Source organism: Shouchella patagoniensis (assembly GCF_002019705.1).
GTDB classification, from domain to species: domain Bacteria; phylum Bacillota; class Bacilli; order Bacillales; family Bacillaceae_D; genus Shouchella; species Shouchella patagoniensis.
On sequence record NZ_KV917377.1, the window covers coordinates 2,347,633 to 2,368,299 of the forward strand.

Genomic DNA, 20,667 nt, shown 5'->3' on the forward strand with positions numbered 1-20,667 from the left:
AATGCATTATCTTCACGTTCTTTTTGATCAATTACCGATTTCCTCCAAGGAAATTGACCATACTTTGACAATTACAGGAATCTCCGATAATTCCTTACGTACCCAACCTGGTGATTTATTTGTTGCGGTTCCAGGTTTTACGAGCGATGGACATGATTATATTAACAATGCAATTGATAAAGGGGCTAAAGCGATTGTTGGCGAGAGGGATTTATCTGGCTTGCCGGTTCCTTATTTTAAAACAACAAACGCTCGGTACGTACTAGCTCATTTGGCCGCACGCTTTTATATACGCGAGGGTCAAAAACAAACAATTGTTGGTATAACCGGTACAAACGGAAAGACGACAACGTCCTTTATGTTGAAACACATTTTAGAACATGCTGGCTTTTCGTGCGCTTTGTTTGGCTCTGTTCAAACGGTTATTAATGGCATTGTTACCCCTTCACATACAAACACAACGCTCGGCGCTCTTGATCTTCATCAGCATTTAGCTAAAAGCAATGATGATTTTGCCATCATGGAAGTCTCATCTCATGCGCTTACACAATACCGTGTTGCTGGTATTAAATTTGATTTAGCCTTATTTACAAATCTTAGCCAAGATCACTTGGACTATCATCAAACGATGGATCATTATTTCGCGGCAAAAAAGACTTTGTTTACTCAATTGGATGAGAACGGGACGGCCATTTTAAATGCTTACGATTGGTGGGGACATCAATTACTCACTGACCACAGCAATAGCTGGAGAGGGAGAACCGTTTCAATCGGGGAGGCTGGAAGCGATTTACAAATCGAGAACATCACCTTTGGTGAGCCTATGAGCGCTGTTTTTCGAGAGAAAGAGGGGACATCTTTACTAAAACTTCCTTTTTACGGTGATCACAATGTATTTAATGCGGCTATGGCGTATCTGTCCGCAAAATCACTCGGCATCAAAGGAACTTTTGCTTTGAATGCGCTCCACACATTTGCAGGTGTGCCTGGTCGTTTTGAAGTCATTCAAAATCCAGCAGGCGCTCATATCGTTATTGATTACGCGCACACAGAAGATGCTTTCTATCATTGCCTGCACACAGCAAAAAGACTTGGTGCAAAGCAAGTCATTCACGTCTTTGGTTTTCGGGGAGGACGTGATGAAAGCAAACGTGAACGGATGGTGGAAATCTCAAAAGAGTGGAGTGATTACATCATTTTAACGTTTGATGATCTAGATGGAACGCCAGCAGAAAAAATGGCGCAAACACTCCAATCCTTTTCATTAGGCAATCAAGGCAAAGTAATACTCGACCGTGTGGAAGCCATCGATTACGCATGGCACATGGCGGAAAAAGACGACTGGGTATTCATAACAGGTAAAGGCAACGAACCTTACCAACAAGAATACAGTTCTCCCGCTATATCTGATCGAGACACATTAAATAGCTTACTTGCAGAAGACACGCCACATTAAAAAACAGAGCTGTGCCCCTGCCGCTCTGTTTTTTGTTAGGATATTTCCCCTAAATACATCAAGAGCTTAGGGTTCAGCACGCGGAGCTCAGGATTCAGACCCGGAGCTCAGGATTCCAACTACGAACCCCTGGTTTCTGCACAGTCTAAGCTACTATTTTTTTATTCCATTTCAAAAGATAAATTCATCGGCTCCTCATGTACTTCAAAATCAATCTCAACATTCGTGGTAGGTGTCCGTTCATCCACTTCTTGAAAGCTAAGACTATCCAGCCAGACACTGCCCGTACCTGAAAGCATGACGCCAAAAGCAATCACTGCCGCGTCACTTGGAACATCGAGAACAATGCTATACACATTCCAACCCGTGTCGCCAGTAATAGTACGATTCGACATGTTATCAAACTGAAGCACATCGCCTTCTTTGCTATCAACCCTCATCCATAGTCCGGCAGAAATATGCACTTTCTCCGTTCGAATAAAACCAGACAACTTTATTCGTTTTCCCGTGTAATTAGCCGCTTTACATTGCTGCATTAGCGTGCCAAACTGAACCGTACCTTCTAATGATTGCAACTTCAAATGAGCTGTTTCATTTACTGATTTTGATTTTAAATACGCAGATTGCTTTCCTTGATGAACTTCTTGTTGATCTAAACCAACCTCATATTGGTCTGGTTCACTACCAGCAAGAAACCATTTTTTTATTGTAGATGCATTCTCCATTTGACTTCCTCCTCCTTGAATCATGTTCATTAAATTTCGGTAACGTCTCGGCGGCAAGCCATGTTGCTTTTTAAATGCCCGCGTAAATGCCTCTTGGCTCTCAAATCCACTCACAAAGGCGATGTCCATCACACGTTCCTCTGTATAAAGCAATAAGGAGGAGGCGCGAGCCAATCTTCTTCCTTTCATATACGCCGTGGCAGTCATTTGGAACTCCTTTTGGAACTTACGATGGAAATGAAACAGAGAATACCCCATCTCCTTCGCAAGAACAGCTACATTCACATCTTGATCCAATTGTTCTTCAATAAAGGCAATACATGATTGCATAAATGGCTTTTCCATCCCATCCCCCTTTCAACTACTTGTATCGTACAGCATTCCACCTTTCTTGTTTTGATTCTTTTTGCTCCTTCCCCATAAAATCTACATAGTTTTATGGAATCCTATCATTGAAAAGAGTTTTTCAGTGACCACTGAATAAAATGGAACCTTTTCCCACATTCTAAAACAAATTGATCACAAAGGAGTAACTACAAAATGAAACGATCAAAACAAATAATTCTCACATCAGTTGCAGGGGTATTACTAATAAGCGCTTGCGGGACCGATAGCGAACCGAATGAACAACCAGAACAAGAAGAAGAAAATCAAGGAGAGCATATGGATCATAGCGACATGGATCATTCTAGTTCTGGGGAACTGCCAGAAGGACTTCAAGAAGCAGACAACCCAACTTATGCCCCGGGTACAGAAGCAATGATCGCCGAAGGACATATGGAAGGAATGGAAGGTGCTACCGCAACAATTGTTGGCGCATTTGATACAACCGCTTATATCGTTTCTTATACGACCGAAGACAGTCAGCGTGTGGAAGACCATAAATGGGTTGTCCACGAAGAAATTGTAGATGCTGGTGACGAACCATTTGAAGCTGGATCAGAGGTTATCTTAAACGCAGATCACATGGCTGGGATGGAAGGTGCAACTGCTGAAATTGAAGGCGTTGAAGACACAACCGTTTACATGATTGACTACACATCAACAACAGGAGAAGATGTAGAAAACCATAAATGGGTGACAGAGGAAGAGCTTACTTCCATCGACGAATAAGAGAGATCCCCTCACCTGGTTAAAGGGCTCACAATTGGTGCTGATGACTATATCATTAAACCATTTGCTTTTGACGAATTACTCGCACGCATCCAAGCAGTTTTACGGCGAAGAATGACTACGCTCTTTTCTTTTTACTTTCTATTATTTTATTTCCCTTTGCTAAAATGGTTGTCGACCTTATCTCAAATGACGTCAACTTCACTAAAAAACCTGCCTTGGGCAGGTTTTTCCATTAATTCATTTGTGCTAATACGCCTTTTACAAGTTTCGTAAATGCTTCATTTGCTTTTCCTGCAACAACAATGACGTCATCATGACTTAATGGCTCGTCCAAAATGCCGCATGCCATATTTGTCAGGCATGAGATGCCAAGCACTTCCATGCCAGCATGAGTCGCAACGGTTGCTTCTGGGACAGTCGACATGCCGACCGCATCTCCCCCGAGCGTGCGAATCATACGAATTTCCGCAGGTGTTTCGTAAGCGGGACCGCTCCACCAGCTATAGACACCTTCTTGTACGGTGGTACCTTGTTCACCAGCGACCGTTTTGGCAACTTCGCGTAGGCGTGAACTGTACACTTCAGATAAATCAGGGAAACGCGGTCCAAGCTCACTGACGTTTTCACCGATGAGTGGATTGGCGCCCACTAAGTTAATATGGTCGTTAATTAACATGAGTTCACCAGGAGCAAATGATTTATTTACAGCCCCACACGCGTTGGTAATAATTAACGTTTCGACACCAAGCGCCTTCATCACACGAACTGGAAAAGTGACTTGCTGAAGTGTGTATCCTTCATAATAGTGGTAGCGCCCTTTCATTGCTGCGATACGCTTGCCATTTAATGTACCAATAACAAGCTTATTCGCATGGCCAATTGCGGCAGATTTTGAGAAGTGGGGAATGTCCTCATAAGGGATTTCCACTGCTTCTTCAATGTCATCAGCCAAATTACCAAGGCCTGAACCTAGGATGATACCAACCTCTGGTATGTGGTTTGTTTTCGTGCGGATGTATTCCGTTGCTTCTTTTATTTGTTCTACAATATTCATTCTTGCTCCTCCTTTAAGTTATCTCTCTAATAAATGATTGACTTGCGCCGCCACGGTTCGGAGTGGGTCGCTCGATTCTTTTGCAAAGCTAATTGCTGCGGCTCCCTGCATCATAGCATGGATAACAGACGCACGTTCAGCAGCCTCTGCGGTGCTATAACCACTTGTTTCAATTTTTTTAGCAATGACACGTTCCCAATCTTCAAATGCCTCTTTACAGGCTGTTCGAATAGCAGTGCTTGCTGCAGCATTTTCAAGTGTAAGCGCAATGACTGGAACACCACGAAAATAAGCACCCTCATCAAATTGGTTCGCGCTATCGTTAATTAATCGCGCTATCGCATTGTTAGCGCTTGCTTCTTTTTCCAATTGACGCACCAAATACGTCCGCACTTGCTCTTTCGTCCATTCAATCGCAGCTACGGCTAGTTCTTCTTTTCCACCAGGAAAGTGATGATAAATGGAGCCTTTAGGGCTACCACTAACTTGAATGATTTCATTTAAGCCTGTCCCGTGAAAGCCTTGTTTTTGCAAAAGCTTTGCAGTCGTTTCGATCATGTTTGTTTTCGTTGATTTGGCCAACTTGTCCAGTCCTTTACAACTCATTCCATTCTTCCATATTATAACAAGATCATGATAATCGCGCCATTCAACAAATTCGCACACGTTGCTGCAAAGAGCGCTTTTCCAAACAACCCTTGAAACTCTTTTTTCCGATCAGGCACCATGCGAGAAAGCATCCCTATTAAACTTCCCGCCGCGCCGAAGTTCGCAAAGCCACTTAAAGCAAATGTCATAATGGCGACTGACTTTTCGGAGAATCCGTCAATCGATGAATAAAAACTACTAAAAGCCACAAATTCATTGACGAGTAGTTTCTGTGCGATTAAATTTCCTGCTTGAACCGCCTCCCCCCACGGAATACCGATAATAAAGGCTAATGGAGCAAATACAACACCTAAAATCGCTTCAAGCGTAAGTCCTTCAAATCCAAATAATGAAGCGGTACCACCAACTAATCCATTTAATAATGCGATTAAACTAATAAAGGCAATTAACATCAAACCAACGTTTAATGCATATTGAAATCCTTCTCTTGAGCTTTCTTGAATCACATCAAGTAGGTTGTCATCCTTTTTTTCTGCTTCCACACTTGCGGCTATTTCCGCAAAGTTCTCTTTGCCGGCCTGCTCCGTTTCTGGGATCATTAGTTTCGCAAGCATGATGCCTGTTGGCGCTGACATGACCGCCGCTGTCAACAAATAATGTAGTGGAATGCCCATTGTACTAAGGCCAATCATGACGGCCCCTGAAACGGATGACAAACAACCAACCATAAGCGAGAAAACTTGGGAGCGCGTCATCGTATGTAAATACGGTTTAATTGTGAGCGGTGTTTGCGTGTTGCCTAAAAAAATATTTGCAGCTGCCGCCACCGACTCGGTGTACGAAGCCCGCATTACTTTTGCAATCGCTCCGCCGACAATCCGGACGATCCATTGCATCACACCGATGTGATAAAGAATGCTAATCAGTACGGTTAAAAAGATAATCATACCGAGGACGGTTACGGCAAAGATCGCAAATTCTCCGCCTTGTGCAAGAGGACCAAAAACAAAGGCAAGTCCTTCATTTCCGTAACCTACAACCACTGTTATCCAATTTGATACCGCTTGTAAAGCCTCTCGACCAAACTCCCACCGAAGAACAGCCACGCCTAACAAGATTTGCAAAACAAACCCCATACCTACCGTATAATAACTAATCTTACGTTTGTTTTCGGAAAATAAAAACACCATTGCTAATATAATCATGCATCCAGCTAAACCCCATAACACATCAAGCATTGCCCTGCTTCCCCCTCACCATTCATAATTAGACCAGTCTACATAATAATCATAATATAGAAAGAGGAAAGAAAACAATCCTTTGTTAAGAAATAGAGCTTATTTTTTATTAAAACAAGCTAATAAGAGCTAATCATCCATCAAAAAACGAACATTCTTAAGTCGACAAACAAATTACCTTCACTATTTTTCTATTTTACAGAGCTCACTTCCTTTAAACATGTCTGCCCTCTACCGAAGCAGCCATTCTACACGAACAATCGTGAAACCCGAAAAGACATTCTCGTTCGGGTCTAGGCTTTGATTTCCCAATGGATATTCGCCTCATACATCGATATAATGACGATTAATATCTCTAAGCCGTCAACATAATGATAAAAAGAGGTGATGGAAATGAAATCATTAGATGTACGAATACTTGCTTTAAGTTCCGCGATTACCTTGTTACTTATTTTCATTGTTCCGAGTAGCTATCTTACTGAGGGGAAAGGCAGCTATGAATTCGGCTTTTTATTTCCTATGCTTACGATCTATCAAGAAACAGCAACGAGTCATTGGTTTCTTATTAACGTCTTCAGTGAACATGATGGAATCTTGGTTAGCATCCCAGGAGCCATCGCCAATATTGTCCTCTTCTACTTGTTACTGCAATTCTCAAAAAAACGGATTGCTCGGAAGAATGCTCAAAGAAAACATGATTCTGCGTTACCTCATTAATCGTTCCACATACTGAAAAACTTCGAGGAAGAGAGGAACGTGCTCTTAGCTTTGTATTTTTTATGTCACTCAAGTCTTAAAACAGTTCCGTTCCCCTTCAACTAGTACCCTCATGATGTCGGTCACTTTATTGAAAACATACGTTGCTCCAGCACTAGTTAATTCAGCAGCTGACCCATACCCATATGTAACCCCAATTGAATCGATTCCACATGTTTTAGCCCCAATTATATCGTGGGAACGATCACCAATCATAATGACTTCGTTCAAATCTGTATTGCCTAGTTTCGTTAATACGTCAAAAATAATTTCGTTCTTATGACGTCTTGTCCCATCCATATTGCTCCCAACGATTAAATCAAACAACTGATCCATTTGAAAATAATCAAGGATTGCTTCTGCAAAAAGGGTTGGCTTAGATGTTGCTACTGCAAGTGTCAAACCTGATGCTTTTAGATCTCCAAGCATTGGCACGATGCCTTCGTATAGTGTATTTTCGTACATACCAATTGTCTTATACCGTTCACGGTAGTAACCAAGTGCCACCTGAATTTGTTTATCCGTCATTTGAAAATACTGTTTAAATGAATCTTGCAAAGGTGGCCCTATAAACAAATCCAACTTCTGTTTTTCCAAAGTAGAGATTCCCATTTTTTGCAGCGCGTACGTCATTGATTGAATGATTCCTTCTTTTGGATCTGATAGGGTTCCATCTAAATCAAACAAAACGACTCGATACTTCTTCATTTGCCGCCCCCTACTCATCAGTCTTACCTATTTTCTATACTCGCCTTATCCATTCCATCCAAATTCTCTTGATATGCGCGCTGCTGTTTCTCTCACTTCTGAAATTAACCTCTCCTCTAAGAAATCATAAGAGATTCGATTCATCGGCCCGGAAACACTAAAACTACCTATCGTTTTTTGATTGAAATCGTAGATAGGGCATGCAATACACCTTACCCCTTCTGTGATTTCCTGATCATCTATCGCATAGGATTGGTCTTTAATACGCTTGATTTCTTCCGTTAATTTTTCAACTGAATCAATGGTATATGGCGTTAATTTTTTGAAATCAAATGTAGAAACAACGGTTTCATATTTCTCATGATCCATGCCTGCAAGCATCATTTTACCGACTGCAGTGCAGTACATCGGCGCTTTGCTTCCAACTCGTGAGTACATGGCAATTGGCTGCGTACTTTCAATCTTATCGATATATAAAGCCATTCCATTGTCCTCGATACATAAATGAACGGTTTCATTGATTTCTTGTGAAAGCTGCAATAGATGAGGCCTTGAACTCGTAATCAGATCATGATCATCAAGGAAATGGGTCGCTAAACTGATCACTTGGTATCCCATTCGATATCGTTCCGTCTCTTGATCCTGACGTACATAATTGAGGTTTGATAACGTTGCTAACAATCGATGAACGGTTCCCTTAGACAGACTTGCTTCAGCCGCTAGTTCTGTCAGTTTTATTCCTTTTGGATGCTTGGAAAGAATCTCTAATATCGTGAAGGCTCTCTCTAATGATTGCACATTTGACATGCAGCTCGTCCACCTTTTTATTGTACTATCTTTAGTCTCTATCATAGAGGAAGCGTGCTAGGTTTGTAAAACACGCTTTTTTAAAAAGAAAACGTTTGCAATTTTAAAACAACGCCCTTTATAATAAACACATACATTAAATGAAACACAGTTCCATTATACGGAACCAACTACAACTTTTATAGAATGTGAGGAGAAAGACATGATTACCAAACATGTATGCATTACAGATTGCGATCACGACACAATTGATCAAGAAACAACCATATTTAACAACAACGATCTTTCCTTTTCCTTGCACCAATGGACAACCGAAGACGAGATCATTAAAAACGGACAAAACGCAACGGTGCTCATTAACCAATACGCCCCCATTACAAAAAGCGTATTTGAAGCATTGCCACAATTAAGACTAGTTGTTCGGTACGGCGTTGGTGTGAATAACGTCGATTTGCAAGCAGCAACCGAGCACAACGTCCAAGTATGCAATGTACCGGATTATGGTACACAGGAAGTCGCAGACCATGCTCTGGCTTTTATGCTCTCGTTCACCCGTGGAATCCACAAGATGACAAATGAAGTGAAACAAGGAAGTTGGAACTATCAAACGGCTGTACCTTTATATCGCCACCGCAAGCAGACAATCGGTGTTATCGGCCTTGGACGTATTGGAACCGCTTTCGCACAAAAAGCGCATGCCCTTGGATGCCGTATCATCGGTTTTGATGCTCACTCATCAACTGCTCAAACAGTCGAATCCTATATTGAACAAGTTGATTTTCAGACGTTAGTAAAAGAAGCCGATGTTGTATCAATTCATTGCCCCCTTGAAAAAGCGCACCATCTTATTGGTAAAGACGAATTGGGATTAATGAAAAAATCGGCTTATTTAATCAATGTTTCAAGGGGTGGCATTATTGATGAAGAGGCACTTGATTGGGCTCTTTTCAACAACGAAATCGCCGGCGCTGCAGTAGATGTATTGGAAACCGAACCAGCCACACAAAGCAATCCACTCTTTACCCATTCGTCCTTTTTATGTACGCCACATATGGCATGGTATTCAGAAGAAGCAGCAATCGAACTCAAAGAGAAAGTAGCGTTCGAGGCAGTCCGTTTTTTAAAGGGTGAAGCGGTCCATTATCCCGTAAATCGATTAGAGCAATGAAAGGAGTAACACAATGAGGAGATTAACTGGATTTAGTGTCGCTTTCCTTGCGTTTGTCCTTGCAGGATGCAATTCAGAAGGGAGTTCCGTAGGGTCAGTCGCACCTCCTGACACGGATGCGACAATCATCCGTGTCTCATTTAACCAGCCTGAACATAACCCCCAATTTATTGCCCTTGAACAAATGGGGGAGCGTTTAAAAGAGAGGACTGACGGTGAGTATGAGGTGCTCATTTACCCAAATGAACTTCTAGGTGCCCAAAGAGAATCGATTGAACTTGTACAAACGGGGGCCATCGATATGGCGGTCATTGTAGGTAGTTTAATGGAAAATTTTGTTGATGAATTTGCTGTTTTTAATTTGCCTTACGTTTTTCACTCTAAAGAGCATCAAATGAACGTCCTCAACGACGAGCAAATCGTTTCTGACTTGTATCAATCGCTAGAAGATGACGGCATTTCGGTCTTGGGCGCTTTTCATGGCGGTGTTCGAAATGTCTATAACACGCGTCACCCGATTGAAACTCCTGCTGATTTAAGTGGGTTAAAAATACGCATTATTGAAAGCGATACCAACATTCAAATGATGAGACAAATGGGTGGCACAGGTACACCGATGGGGCAAGGTGAAGTATACACCGCGATCCAATCTGGTGTTCTTGACGGTGGAGAGAACAATGAATTAATTTATTCAAGTTTAAATCATGTAGAAATTGCGCCTTATTATTCTTATACACAACATTTAATGGTTCCTGACTACATCATTAGCAGCACTCAATTATTGGATGGAATGACGGAAGAACATAAAGAGATCTTTATGGAAGAAATACAATTTGCGATTGATGAACAAGTTGCTCTCTTTGACGAAGAAGTGGAGCAGTCCATCGCTGCTGCAACTGAGGCGGGGGCCACATTTAATGATGTGGATATGGAAGCGTTCCAACAAGCGGTTCAACCTGTCATTGATAGCCGTTTACAAACACAAGAAGCCCGCGAGCTCTATGAAAGAGTACAACATGAAGCAAATCAATAGTCTGGAGGTAGGACATTGGATAAAACAAAATCAAGCTTAGATTCTTTCTTACGCACCTTATGTATCATTCTTTTTGCCTTTCTCGTTTTGCTTGTTACATGGCAAGTGATTACGCGATTCGTATTTAATGCGCCTAGTTCCTTTTCTGAAGAACTTGCAAAGTACATATTTGTCTGGCTTGCATTATTTGGTGGCGCTTTTGTGTTTGGAGAAAAAGGACATATGGCCATTGAATTTATTAAAGACAAGTTCTCAGAGAAGATTCGGTATGCGACCGAATGGTTTATTGAAGTCATCACCATCGTGTTTGCGACTCTTGTGATGATCGTCGGCGGCATTCAGCTCGTCATGATGACATGGTCCCAAACGTCAGCATCTCTAGGAGTACCTGTTGGTCTTCTCTATTTTGCTGTTCCATTAAGTGGTTTATTTATTGTACTTTATTGTGTGCACCATCTGTATCAATTAACAAAAAACAACCCCCAACATCGTTAAGGAGGACAAACATGGATTTAGCACTTCAAGCTGCACTTCTGCTGTTTTTTATCATTGGCATCCTACTTGTTGTCGGTGTCCCCATTAGCATCAGCGTCGGGATCGGATCAATGGTTGCGATGTTTAGCATCGTCGGTTTTAATAACGGACTCGTTTCATCCGCCCAACGACTCTTTACCGGGATGAATTCCTTTACGCTTCTCGCTATTCCTTTCTTTGTTCTTGCTGGCGTCATTATGAACAATGGCGGCATTGCGCACCGTTTAATTAACTTGGCAAAAGTGTTAAGCGGAAGATTGCCAGGCTCGCTCGCTCATACAAATGTTGTTGCAAACATGCTGTTTGGCTCAATTAGTGGGTCGGCGGTCGCATCCGCAGCGGCTGTGGGCCAAACGATGTCTCCCTTGCAAAAAAAGGAAGGGTATAAACAAGAGTTTAGCGCTGCCGTTAATATTGGCTCTGCACCTGCCGGAATGATTATTCCACCAAGTAATACACTGATTGTCTATTCATTAGCAAGTGGTGGCACGTCCATCGCTGCTCTATTTATTGCTGGCTACTTGCCAGGGATTTTATGGGGGCTTGCTTGTATGGCTGTTATCTTTTTTATGGCAAAGCGCCAAAAGATGCCAACATCAGAGCGCGTTAGTATGAAGCAAGCGTTTCAAACCTTCTTGCAAGCGATTCCAAGTTTATTATTAATCGTTGTCGTAATAGGCGGGATTGTTGGCGGCGTTTTTACAGCCACGGAAGGATCTGCGATCGCTGTGCTGTATTCATTGATTCTCTCCTTTATCTATCGATCGATCAAGATTGCGGATATGCCTGATATTTTCCTTGCCGCAACACGAACGACTGTTATCGTCATTTTCTTAATTGGTGTATCGATGATTATGTCATGGGTTATGGCATTTACAAACATACCGGCATTACTCGCCAATTCGTTATTTGGATTCACAGACAATATTATTATCATTCTCTTACTTATGAATCTCGTTTTGCTTCTTATTGGAACATTTCTTGATCCAACACCAGCGATTCTCATCTTCACACCTATTTTTTGGCCCATTGCCCAAAGCTACGGCGTTGATCCCGTTCATTTCGGTATTATGATTGTCATTAATTTAAGCATCGGAACCATTACGCCACCAATGGGACCCGTCCTCTTTGTTGGAACGAAAGTCGCAGGTCTTCGGCTAGAATCAGTTTTAAAACCGTTAATGCCGTTTTTCTTTGTAACTGTTGTTGTGTTATTACTCGTTACGTTTATTCCAGAAATTACATTAATTGTCCCAGAGTTACTTGGGTTATTTGATTAAGAAAAAATTAGGAGTGGTATTTTATGAAAGCGATTATCTATACAGGTCCTAACCAGGTAGAGACAAGAGAAAAAGAGATCCTACCTTCTTCAAATCCTGTTCGCATCCGCGTTTCACATGTTGGCATTTGCGGCACAGATTTAAACATTTTTGCAGGCACACACCCCCGTGCGACAGCGCCCCTTGTCATGGGGCACGAACTATCAGGAACAATCGAGAGTGGACACCCTCACTTGCCAAAAGGAACCGCGATCACCGTGAATCCGTTGCTTTCCTGTGGCCAATGTACGTCTTGCCAATCAGGCTTTCCTCATGTTTGTGAAACCTTGAAACTAATTGGAATTGATTCTGATGGGGGCATGGCGGAATTTGTTGATGTTCCAGTTTCAAATGTGATTCAACTTCCATCGAAACTGCCTCTTCAAGATGGGGCACTAGCTGAACCCGTGGCGGTTTCGGTTCACGCCGTGAGACAAAGCAATTATAAGCCAGGAGATCAAGCGGTTGTGTTTGGTGCTGGAACAATCGGTCTGTGCACGGCACTCACCCTTAGAGCTTTTGGGGCAACCAATCCAATTATTGTTGAAACAAATACAGATCGCTTACGCAAAGCCGAGGAACTTGGCTTTCAAACGATCCATCCGCAGACGGTTAACCCAACATCTGCCATTAAAGAACTAACGGGTGAGACTGGTTGTGACATCGTCTTTGACTGCGCCGGACACCCTGCCGTTTTGACCGAGTTAACCGAGTGCATAAAAGCCAGAGGGACGATTGTTATTGTCGCAGCATACAAAAAGCCGGCCGAGGTAAATTTGCTGCAAGGCATGTTTAAAGAGTTAACGATGCAATTCGTGCGCGTTTATACGGATAAAGACTTTGAGATCGCGCTGTCGCTTTTAGCTCAAAAAATCTATTCACCTATCATTACGCATATTCTCTCTCCAGACAAAGCAATGGACGGATTCTCACTCTTAACAAGACCTACCGACGCAATTAAAGTACTATTTGAGTTTGGCAAAGGAGCAAGATAGGCATGCATTCATTATTTGACTTAAAAGGAAAAGTAGCAGTCGTCACTGGCGGAAGCCGAGGGCTTGGAAAAGAAATTGCACGAGGGCTTGCAAGTGCGGGCGCAGACGTAGTCACCCTTTCTCGTTCGGAACAGTTGGATGTTGAACATGAATTAAAACAATACGGGGTACGTGCACGATCGCTTGCTTTTGATTTAACAAACTTTGATCACTATGATTCTCTGCTTGATCAAATCGAAAGCGAGTTAGGTCCAATTGATATTTGGGTAAATAATGCTGGCGTTCAAGCACGTTATCCCGCAGTTGACTTCCCAAAGAGCGAGTGGGATTTTGTGATGGATGTCAATGCCAACGCAGTCTTTTATTTATGTCAAAAAGTCGGTAAACGGATGATCGAGGCAGGTGGCGGAAAGATCATCAATATGGCTTCCCTGCTCTCGTTTCAAGGTGGCTACACCGTTCCAGCTTATGCCGCAAGTAAAGGAGCCGTCATGCAGTTTACAAAATCTCTTGCAAATGAATGGGCCGAACACCATGTCAATATTAACTGCATCGCACCAGGTTATATGGCAACGGATATGAACGAAGCCTTACTAAATGACCAAACCAGAAGCAAACAAATTCTTGAGCGCATCCCCGCAAAACGATGGGGAACACCTTCTGATATTCAAGGAGCAGCGATCTTTTTAGCTTCCCCAGCCTCCAATTATGTAAATGGATTCACGCTAGCGGTCGATGGTGGTTGGCTAGGAAGATAGCACCCCTTCCTCATGGAAAGATGGCTTAACAGCCATCTTTTTTTAATTTCTCCATTCCACACCTTATCACCACTCGCTATACGTGCTTCCAGTCCTCCTGCTCCATGATTGTTTGGTGTTTCTTCACCCGTGTGATTGATTAGAAAAGAGGAAGAAAGACTTTATATTCCTACTGAGATTCAAGCAGATCAACCATTTTATGAATAATAAAACGAAGTAGACTGAATTCTTGAGCGCTAAGACGAACCATGAGAGACTATATTTATTCTAATCATTGGTCACTATACGAATATGAAGGTGGTTACAATCATGCTATTAAAATATGTGATATGCGAAGTTGCACCTCATAAACAAGAGGCATTCTCTTCCCAACAATCTAGTTGGAACGACTTATCTCAAGTGAGTGGTTTCTTGGGCCAAGCAGGTGGATGGGATAACACGCATGTGAAAAAGGCGCACATCATCTCGTTATGGGAAAACGAAGACCATTACCAATCATTTATGGAGAATCATCATGATGCAATCTACGCTCACTCAAATCAAGCTGAATCCATTTCTACCATAGCTGTAGAATTGTTTAAAATTTCCGTCCCCATTCATGGTCTCTCAGATGAATTAACTGCTTTCTTGCATAAAAGCTCTTTCATCCGTGTTGCTCAATCATTCATAAAACCATTTAAGCAAGCATTGTTTACCGAAAAACAAAAGCATCTATGGAATCCACGCATGGCTTCAACAAAGGCAATGATCAGCGGGGTGTTCGGCGAGTCTTGTCGAACGAACCGCCTCTTTATTACCGTAACTGGCTGGACCAGTGAAAACGAACATGACAGCTATCAGCTGAACCTATTACCATCATTAAAGGCTCAAGCAAAGACCCGAGACGATATTGAATCAATTGAACGTGCTGCGTTTCTACCGGTTGACGACTGGACTGTTACGCCTACGTTTTTATAATAACCACTCGTTTTCAGAATAGGAAAAGCCTACATTTTGAGTGTAGGCTTGAGGTTGTCTGAACAGGACTCTTGTCAGACTTGGAGTGGGCGACAGATGCGCATAATGTCACTCTTTCTATTGATGTTCTATTAATCTCCGCTTGTGTCTCGCGAATCTCCGACTTGTGCATTGAATTTCCGCTTTCCCAATTCAATCTCCGCTTTTTCTTCGCTAATCTCCACATCCGGCTCGCGAATCTCCGACTTGCGCATTGAATTTCGCTTTCTCAATTTAATCTCCGCGTTTCCAAGATAAAAAGAGACAAAATCGCGAAACACCGAGACAGTGTAAGCTTTTTGCAACCGAAAAGAACCGTTCGCATCCATCGTAACTAAATTCTGTCATACGCCCATGAACCGCTTGTTCAATGCGCACTTTTCCTCATCTGCACGATATATTTTCCGTCCGGCTTTGTCTTTCTCACTTCCACGCATGCCAAACACGATCGCTCCCTCTTTTTCTCCATATATGAGATATAGCCAAAACATGACGCCTGCTCGTCCGTTAACAACGCTAAATAGATACGTTATCAACCACATAGTAAATTCACAATGGCTTTACCCATCCTTCATACTCTCTTTATTTAAATAGCTTATTGTGAAAGTAAGCCTTACAGGTTCATACCAATGAGGGAGGAGCTTGTATCTCATGCTTACATTTCTTGGTTTGATAAGCGCTTACTTGTTCGTGGTGACGATTCTCTTAAGAACCCCTGTTAAAAGCAAAAAAAGGCAATCGATTATGAAACAAAAAAGAAGGGCTTTCCAGTAACGGAAAGCCTCTTCTTTTTTTATGCTTATACTGGAATAAGAGGTGTGAATACTTCAAAATGAACCTGTTTTTGGCTGACGCCTAATTCTTGTAACTTCTTTTCCATTTGCTGAACAAATGATATCGGTCCACAAATATAAAACTGTTGTTCATTTTCGTTAATCAAATGATCAACTGTCATCTCGCTTGAATCAGAATCTCGATCATACACTTCGTAACGAAGAGATTGATAAGCAGAAGCGAGTTCTTCCATCTCGGACCGCAACGCATAAGAATTCCTATTTGCAGTGAAGTGGACAAATGTAACAGCGCGATTAGGCTGTGTCGCTAGAGCACTCTTCGCAATGCTTGTTAGTGGAGTAATACCAATCCCAGCACTCATTAGCACAAGATCTCCCTCTCCATTTTCAGGAGTAAACTCTCCTGCTGGAGCCGTTAATTCAACCACAGCCCCTTCTGCTAATCCATGCATATACCACGACACCGTTCCTTGTACATCTTTTGTCTCTTCTCTCTTGATCGATAATCTGTAATAAGATTGATTTGGTTTATCCGACAAACTGTATTGACGCAAATGTGTATAGTGATCCGATTGGCTGTACCCTTTCACAGTTACATATTGCCCTGGCTCAAACGTTGGTAGGCTCTTCCCGTCTTCAGGTACAAGGTAAAGCGAGACAACTTCTTTCGTTTCCTGTTCTTTCCGCTGCACAATAAAACGCCGAAACCCTTCCCAACTGCTTTCACTGGTATCTTTGTACAGCTCAGCCTCCACTGAGATAAACACATCAGCTATAATATCGTAAGCGTTAGCCCATGCATCAAGAAGTTCATTTGTTGCTGAAGAGCCAAGAACTTTCTTAATTGCCTCAAGCAAATGCTCCCCTACAATCGGGTAATGTTCTGGCTTTACTTGAAGGCTTCGATGCTTATGAGCGATTTGTTTTACTACTGGCAACAACTCTTCTAAGTTTTCAATGTTCGCTGCAGCAGCATATAGTGTATTTGCTAAGGCTTGTTGTTGCTTGTCCTGCTTTTGGTTGGCGTGATTAAACAGGTTTAAAAGTTCCGGGTGTGCTTCAAACAAATCTGCATAAAATCGTTTTGTAATGGTCAAACCATGTTCTGCAAGGACTGGGACACTTGATTTGATAAGTTCGACCTGTTGTTCGCTAAGTTGTTTTGACATCTCCATCCACGCCCTTAAAGTTATATATGAAATACAACTTTAAGTATAAACCGATTACAATTAATAACAAGGTGCTCCACCTTTTCGTCATAAAATAGACCTAATTTAAGATAAAGATTACGATATACTAGAAAGAATAAAGAGGTGATTTGTTATTCAACTAACGACGTATACTGATTATGCCTTAAGAGCATTGCTATATATCGGAAGCCAACCGGCTGGGAAACGTGCCCAAGTTAAAGAGATTGCTAGCGCATATCATATATCGCTTCATCATTTGCAAAAAATTGTCCATGAGCTTGGCAAATCTGGCCTTATTGAGACAGTAAGAGGAAAGAATGGCGGTATTATGCTTGCCAAGGAACCTCAAGAAATTGGAATCGGTATGCTCATTCGTACTCTCGAAGGTATGGATTTGGTCGAATGTTTTAATGAAAACGGCCAATGCGCGATTCAATGTGCTTGTAAACTAAAATCGGTGCTACATGAAGCACAGCAAGCATTTCTTGCTGTACTTGATCGCTATACACTTGATGACCTCCTTCATAACAAGTCTGATCTGTACAGTCTATTTCAACAACAAACATGAATGCATGAACCAACATGCCTCATGTTTGTTGGGTATTGAGGTAAAATACCAATGAATCATCTTTTGTTCCAACAATGTCCTTCAACTTAAAAGAAGGAGATTGTCAATTTAAGCCGAAATATATAATCTTCAAATGCTGTTTAAACTTGCTATAATAGAAATGAGAGCGATTACACTAAAAAGCGTCATATTATCTAACAAGAAATCAGATCATTCTCTCTTTTCAATGACAAGAGATTCAGCTATTATTAACAGATATATCTGTTACATAACAACTAAGTTATTCGATAAAGAAAGGAGAGATGGATAAAACGCTTTATACAATACAACATAAATGAACGCTTAGAAAATTCATCTATCATTAGGGGGATGTATAGTGGAAGATCTTTTAAGAGCGATTAATGGCGTTTTATGGAGTTCGCCAGTCGTTTACACATTATTAGGAGTCGGGCTTTTATTTTCAATATTAACTCGATTCTCTCAAGTACGTCATATTAAAGATATGTTCGTCCTTATGTTTACCGGTAAGAAGTCCGATGCGGGTGTCTCCTCATTCCAAGCTTTATCCGTTGCACTTGCCGGTCGTGTCGGGACAGGAAATATCGCGGGCGTCGCTTCTGCTATTTTCTATGGTGGACCTGGCGCTGTATTCTGGATGTGGGCGATTGCTTTCTTAGGAGCCTCAAGCGCCTTTATTGAATCAACTTTAGCTCAAGTGTATAAAGACAAGCACGAGGGTCAGTATCGTGGGGGTCCCGCATTCTATATCGAAAAAGGAATGGGCACCAAATGGTTTGGTATTATTTTCGCCATAGCCGCCCTAATCGCTATGTCCATACTGATGCCTGGTGTTCAATCAAATGCCATCGCCGCCGCGGTAGATAATGCGTTTGCTGTTCCACCGTGGGTAACTGGGCTTGTTTTAGTCTTATTCTTAGGGCTTATTATTTTAGGTGGAATTAAATGGATTGCCACTACAGCCTCCTTTATTGTTCCATTTATGGCCATCGCGTATATGCTGATGGCAGGAGTAATTATAGGGATGAATATTACTGCTGTTCCAGAAACCATCCAACTTATTGTTAGCAGTGCGTTTGGTATGGATTCCATTTTCGGTGGACTTTTAGGTAGTGCAATTGCCTGGGGAGTTATGCGGGGGGTTTATTCGAACGAGGCTGGTCAAGGAACAGGTGCCCATGCGGCAGCCGCTGCTGAAGTATCTCACCCTGCGAAACAAGGACTTGTGCAATCCGCCTCTGTTTATATTGATACATTACTTATCTGTTCTGCGACAGCATTTATGATTTTGTTCACAGGCATGTATAACACAACAAGCGGTGGCGATAATGACCCATTAGTTGTGGAAGGCATTCCTGGTGCAACCGTTGGTCCAGAGTTTACACAAGGAGCCATCAACAGTGTGTTTCCTGCGTTTGGAACGGGATTTGTCGCAATCGCGCTTTTATTCTTTGCCTTCACTACCATTATGGCTTATTACTATATCGCTGAAACAAATATCGCCTACTTAATGCGAGGACGAAAAGCCGCAATTCCAATGTTCCTCATCAAAATTGTTTTGCTTGGAGCGACCTACTTTGGTGCAGTTAGAACAGCTGAGAATGCTTGGTTACTAGGTGACATCGGTCTTGGTCTAATGGTTTGGATTAACGTCATTGCTATTCTGATTCTCGCTAAGCCAGCCTTGCAATGTTTAAAAGATTACGAGGAACAAAAGAAACAAGGTCTTGATCCTGTCTTTAACCCGAAAAAATTAGGCATTAAAAATGCCACGTTCTGGGAAACTTACGTTGACCCTGAAAAACGAAAAAGTAGTTAATGAAATGACTGTAACCTCATTGAAGATTGTCTTCAATGGGGTTTTCAGTGAATCATATAATCATATTGCCGTATTGAAGTTCTCTTAAAATAAAAAACAGTGCTTGTCCTATGCTTTCAACAGCCGCTCAAGCAATTGATTAAACGTATTTGCTTCCGCAAGAGGAAGTCCATGACCGACATCCGATATAGCAAATCTTTCAAAATGAGGAAATCTTTCTTCTAGCACCTTCGCTGACCTTTTAATCGCTCGATTCTCCTTTGACCCGATTGTAATTAGCCCCTTACAAACGACCTCCTTCACCCTAGACGGCAGCTCATAAGAGATACTTTCTTGGACCGTTTCAGCAAGCAATGCTGCTGGCATTCGCTTTGCCTCTGCGAAATAGCATTCAAAATCATCCTCTGTAATATGGAGTGTTTTCGCTTGCAACTTAGAAAAGGATCGCCACTTAACCAACGGAGCGCTTGAATAAAGAAGCGGCTTTATGAATGGTCGAACAATTGGCATGGGCTTTATAGAACCACTATTAAACATCACTCGATTTATCTGACTCCCATTTTGATGCAGCATCTCTAGTGCGATCTGCGAACCTAAGGAAAAACCAACAACCGTCACTTCCTTCCCTTGAGCCTTCTCCTTTATAAGCGATAGCAAACGCTTTGCTGTCTCTACGATCGAGAAAGACTTATCACTGCTCTTCCCGTGCCCAGGTAAATCGGGCGCGAGGCAATGATACTCTTCTTCAAAATAAGCAAGCTGATTTTTCCACATCCAACTGCTAACACCACCCCCATGTAAAAAGAGAATGAGCGGTCCGTCTGTATTTCCAGATTCATTGATATAAATGAGAATCACCTACTTTCATCATGATTTAGACAATAAACTTACATTTTTTCCTTCAAAAGAGAGTGTGCGAGGCCGTAAGCACTTATATGGGTGATATAAAGCCCCATCAACAAAAAGAATGCTAGTTTAGGGTCCCTCTACAAAAGTAACAATACCT

General features: G+C 42.0%; 22 protein-coding genes and 1 pseudogene. 13 read left to right on the plus strand and 10 right to left on the minus strand.

Annotated elements, in window-relative coordinates; all coding sequences use genetic code 11:
• Position 1: 1 nt before the first annotated feature.
• Positions 2-1,456 (plus strand): UDP-N-acetylmuramoyl-L-alanyl-D-glutamate--2,6-diaminopimelate ligase, encoded by a 1,455-nt coding sequence (locus BK584_RS12485; protein WP_078392913.1) that lies wholly within the window; start codon positions 2-4, stop codon positions 1,454-1,456.
• 161 nt (positions 1,457-1,617) lie between these two features.
• On the opposite strand, the gene BK584_RS12490 is transcribed toward BK584_RS12485, so the two are convergent.
• Positions 1,618-2,526, minus strand: a complete 909-nt coding sequence (locus BK584_RS12490; protein WP_078392914.1) for a helix-turn-helix domain-containing protein — start codon at positions 2,524-2,526, stop codon at positions 1,618-1,620.
• Between the two features lie 195 nt (positions 2,527-2,721).
• On the opposite strand from BK584_RS12490, the gene BK584_RS12495 reads away from it, so the two are divergent.
• Both BK584_RS12495 and BK584_RS24945 read left to right on the plus strand, forming a co-directional pair.
• The gene (locus BK584_RS12495) at positions 2,722-3,294 is read left to right on the plus strand and encodes a YdhK family protein (protein WP_078392915.1); all 573 of its coding nucleotides are present in this window, start codon (positions 2,722-2,724) and stop codon (positions 3,292-3,294) included.
• Between the two features lie 18 nt (positions 3,295-3,312).
• A pseudogene (locus tag BK584_RS24945) lies at positions 3,313-3,405 on the plus strand (DNA-binding response regulator); the annotation flags it as partial.
• A gap of 124 nt (positions 3,406-3,529) precedes the next feature.
• Here BK584_RS24945 and BK584_RS12500 read toward each other — a convergent pair.
• From BK584_RS12500 to BK584_RS12510, 3 genes are read right to left on the minus strand one after another with little or no spacing between them, the layout of a single operon-like run.
• Positions 3,530-4,351 (minus strand): purine-nucleoside phosphorylase, encoded by an 822-nt coding sequence (locus BK584_RS12500; RefSeq protein WP_078392916.1) that lies wholly within the window; start codon positions 4,349-4,351, stop codon positions 3,530-3,532.
• Positions 4,352-4,369: 18 nt separating this feature from the next.
• Positions 4,370-4,957: a TetR/AcrR family transcriptional regulator gene (locus tag BK584_RS12505; protein WP_078392917.1), complete on the minus strand. Its 588-nt coding sequence runs from the start codon at positions 4,955-4,957 to the stop codon at positions 4,370-4,372.
• 14 nt (positions 4,958-4,971) lie between these two features.
• Positions 4,972-6,198, minus strand: coding sequence for a NupC/NupG family nucleoside CNT transporter (locus BK584_RS12510; RefSeq protein ID WP_078392918.1), 1,227 nt, complete (start codon positions 6,196-6,198; stop codon positions 4,972-4,974).
• 393 nt (positions 6,199-6,591) lie between these two features.
• Here BK584_RS12510 and BK584_RS12515 point away from each other — a divergent pair, with 393 nt between their 5' ends.
• A complete protein-coding gene (locus BK584_RS12515) occupies positions 6,592-6,915 on the plus strand; it encodes a hypothetical protein (RefSeq protein WP_078392919.1) in 324 nt (107 codons plus the stop codon).
• Positions 6,916-6,984: 69 nt separating this feature from the next.
• On the opposite strand, the gene BK584_RS12520 is transcribed toward BK584_RS12515, so the two are convergent.
• Both BK584_RS12520 and BK584_RS12525 read right to left on the minus strand, forming a co-directional pair.
• Positions 6,985-7,662 (minus strand): HAD family hydrolase, encoded by a 678-nt coding sequence (locus BK584_RS12520; RefSeq protein ID WP_078392920.1) that lies wholly within the window; start codon positions 7,660-7,662, stop codon positions 6,985-6,987.
• A 45-nt stretch (positions 7,663-7,707) separates the two neighbouring features.
• Positions 7,708-8,469, minus strand: a complete 762-nt coding sequence (locus BK584_RS12525; protein WP_078392921.1) for an IclR family transcriptional regulator — start codon at positions 8,467-8,469, stop codon at positions 7,708-7,710.
• A 202-nt stretch (positions 8,470-8,671) separates the two neighbouring features.
• On the opposite strand from BK584_RS12525, the gene BK584_RS12530 reads away from it, so the two are divergent.
• The 7 genes from BK584_RS12530 to BK584_RS12560 all read left to right on the plus strand — a co-directional run bounded on the left by BK584_RS12530 (position 8,672) and on the right by BK584_RS12560 (position 15,233).
• Positions 8,672-9,637: a C-terminal binding protein gene (locus tag BK584_RS12530; RefSeq protein ID WP_078392922.1), complete on the plus strand. Its 966-nt coding sequence runs from the start codon at positions 8,672-8,674 to the stop codon at positions 9,635-9,637.
• Between the two features lie 13 nt (positions 9,638-9,650).
• Positions 9,651-10,670, plus strand: coding sequence for a TRAP transporter substrate-binding protein (locus BK584_RS12535; protein WP_078392923.1), 1,020 nt, complete (start codon positions 9,651-9,653; stop codon positions 10,668-10,670).
• 15 nt (positions 10,671-10,685) lie between these two features.
• Positions 10,686-11,165 carry a TRAP transporter small permease gene (locus BK584_RS12540; protein WP_078392924.1) on the plus strand — a complete coding sequence of 160 codons (480 nt, stop codon included), beginning with the start codon at positions 10,686-10,688 and terminating at the stop codon, positions 11,163-11,165.
• An 11-nt stretch (positions 11,166-11,176) separates the two neighbouring features.
• Positions 11,177-12,484, plus strand: coding sequence for a TRAP transporter large permease (locus BK584_RS12545; protein WP_078392925.1), 1,308 nt, complete (start codon positions 11,177-11,179; stop codon positions 12,482-12,484).
• Between the two features lie 23 nt (positions 12,485-12,507).
• The gene (locus tag BK584_RS12550; protein WP_078392926.1) at positions 12,508-13,518 is read left to right on the plus strand and encodes a zinc-dependent alcohol dehydrogenase; all 1,011 of its coding nucleotides are present in this window, start codon (positions 12,508-12,510) and stop codon (positions 13,516-13,518) included.
• A gap of 2 nt (positions 13,519-13,520) precedes the next feature.
• Complete coding sequence (locus tag BK584_RS12555) at positions 13,521-14,276, plus strand: SDR family oxidoreductase (RefSeq protein ID WP_078392927.1); 756 nt, start codon at positions 13,521-13,523, stop codon at positions 14,274-14,276.
• Positions 14,277-14,585: 309 nt separating this feature from the next.
• On the plus strand, positions 14,586-15,233 hold the full coding sequence (locus BK584_RS12560) for a YdbC family protein (protein ID WP_169871242.1): 648 nt from the start codon (positions 14,586-14,588) through the stop codon (positions 15,231-15,233).
• Between the two features lie 131 nt (positions 15,234-15,364).
• Here the strand turns inward: BK584_RS12560 and BK584_RS24630 are convergent, their stop codons facing one another.
• The 3 genes from BK584_RS24630 to hmpA all read right to left on the minus strand — a co-directional run bounded on the left by BK584_RS24630 (position 15,365) and on the right by hmpA (position 17,241).
• A complete protein-coding gene (locus tag BK584_RS24630) occupies positions 15,365-15,505 on the minus strand; it encodes a hypothetical protein (protein ID WP_169871244.1) in 141 nt (46 codons plus the stop codon).
• Between the two features lie 111 nt (positions 15,506-15,616).
• Positions 15,617-15,763: a hypothetical protein gene (locus BK584_RS24635; RefSeq protein ID WP_169871245.1), complete on the minus strand. Its 147-nt coding sequence runs from the start codon at positions 15,761-15,763 to the stop codon at positions 15,617-15,619.
• 308 nt (positions 15,764-16,071) lie between these two features.
• Complete coding sequence (gene hmpA / locus BK584_RS12575; RefSeq protein WP_078392931.1) at positions 16,072-17,241, minus strand: NO-inducible flavohemoprotein; 1,170 nt, start codon at positions 17,239-17,241, stop codon at positions 16,072-16,074.
• A 148-nt stretch (positions 17,242-17,389) separates the two neighbouring features.
• On the opposite strand from hmpA, the gene BK584_RS12580 reads away from it, so the two are divergent.
• Positions 17,390-17,824 (plus strand): Rrf2 family transcriptional regulator, encoded by a 435-nt coding sequence (locus tag BK584_RS12580; RefSeq protein WP_078392932.1) that lies wholly within the window; start codon positions 17,390-17,392, stop codon positions 17,822-17,824.
• Between the two features lie 376 nt (positions 17,825-18,200).
• Positions 18,201-19,661 carry an alanine/glycine:cation symporter family protein gene (locus BK584_RS12585; RefSeq protein ID WP_078392933.1) on the plus strand — a complete coding sequence of 487 codons (1,461 nt, stop codon included), beginning with the start codon at positions 18,201-18,203 and terminating at the stop codon, positions 19,659-19,661.
• A 108-nt stretch (positions 19,662-19,769) separates the two neighbouring features.
• On the opposite strand, the gene BK584_RS12590 is transcribed toward BK584_RS12585, so the two are convergent.
• On the minus strand, positions 19,770-20,519 hold the full coding sequence (locus BK584_RS12590) for an alpha/beta fold hydrolase (protein ID WP_078392934.1): 750 nt from the start codon (positions 20,517-20,519) through the stop codon (positions 19,770-19,772).
• Between the last annotated feature and the right edge of the window lie 148 nt (positions 20,520-20,667).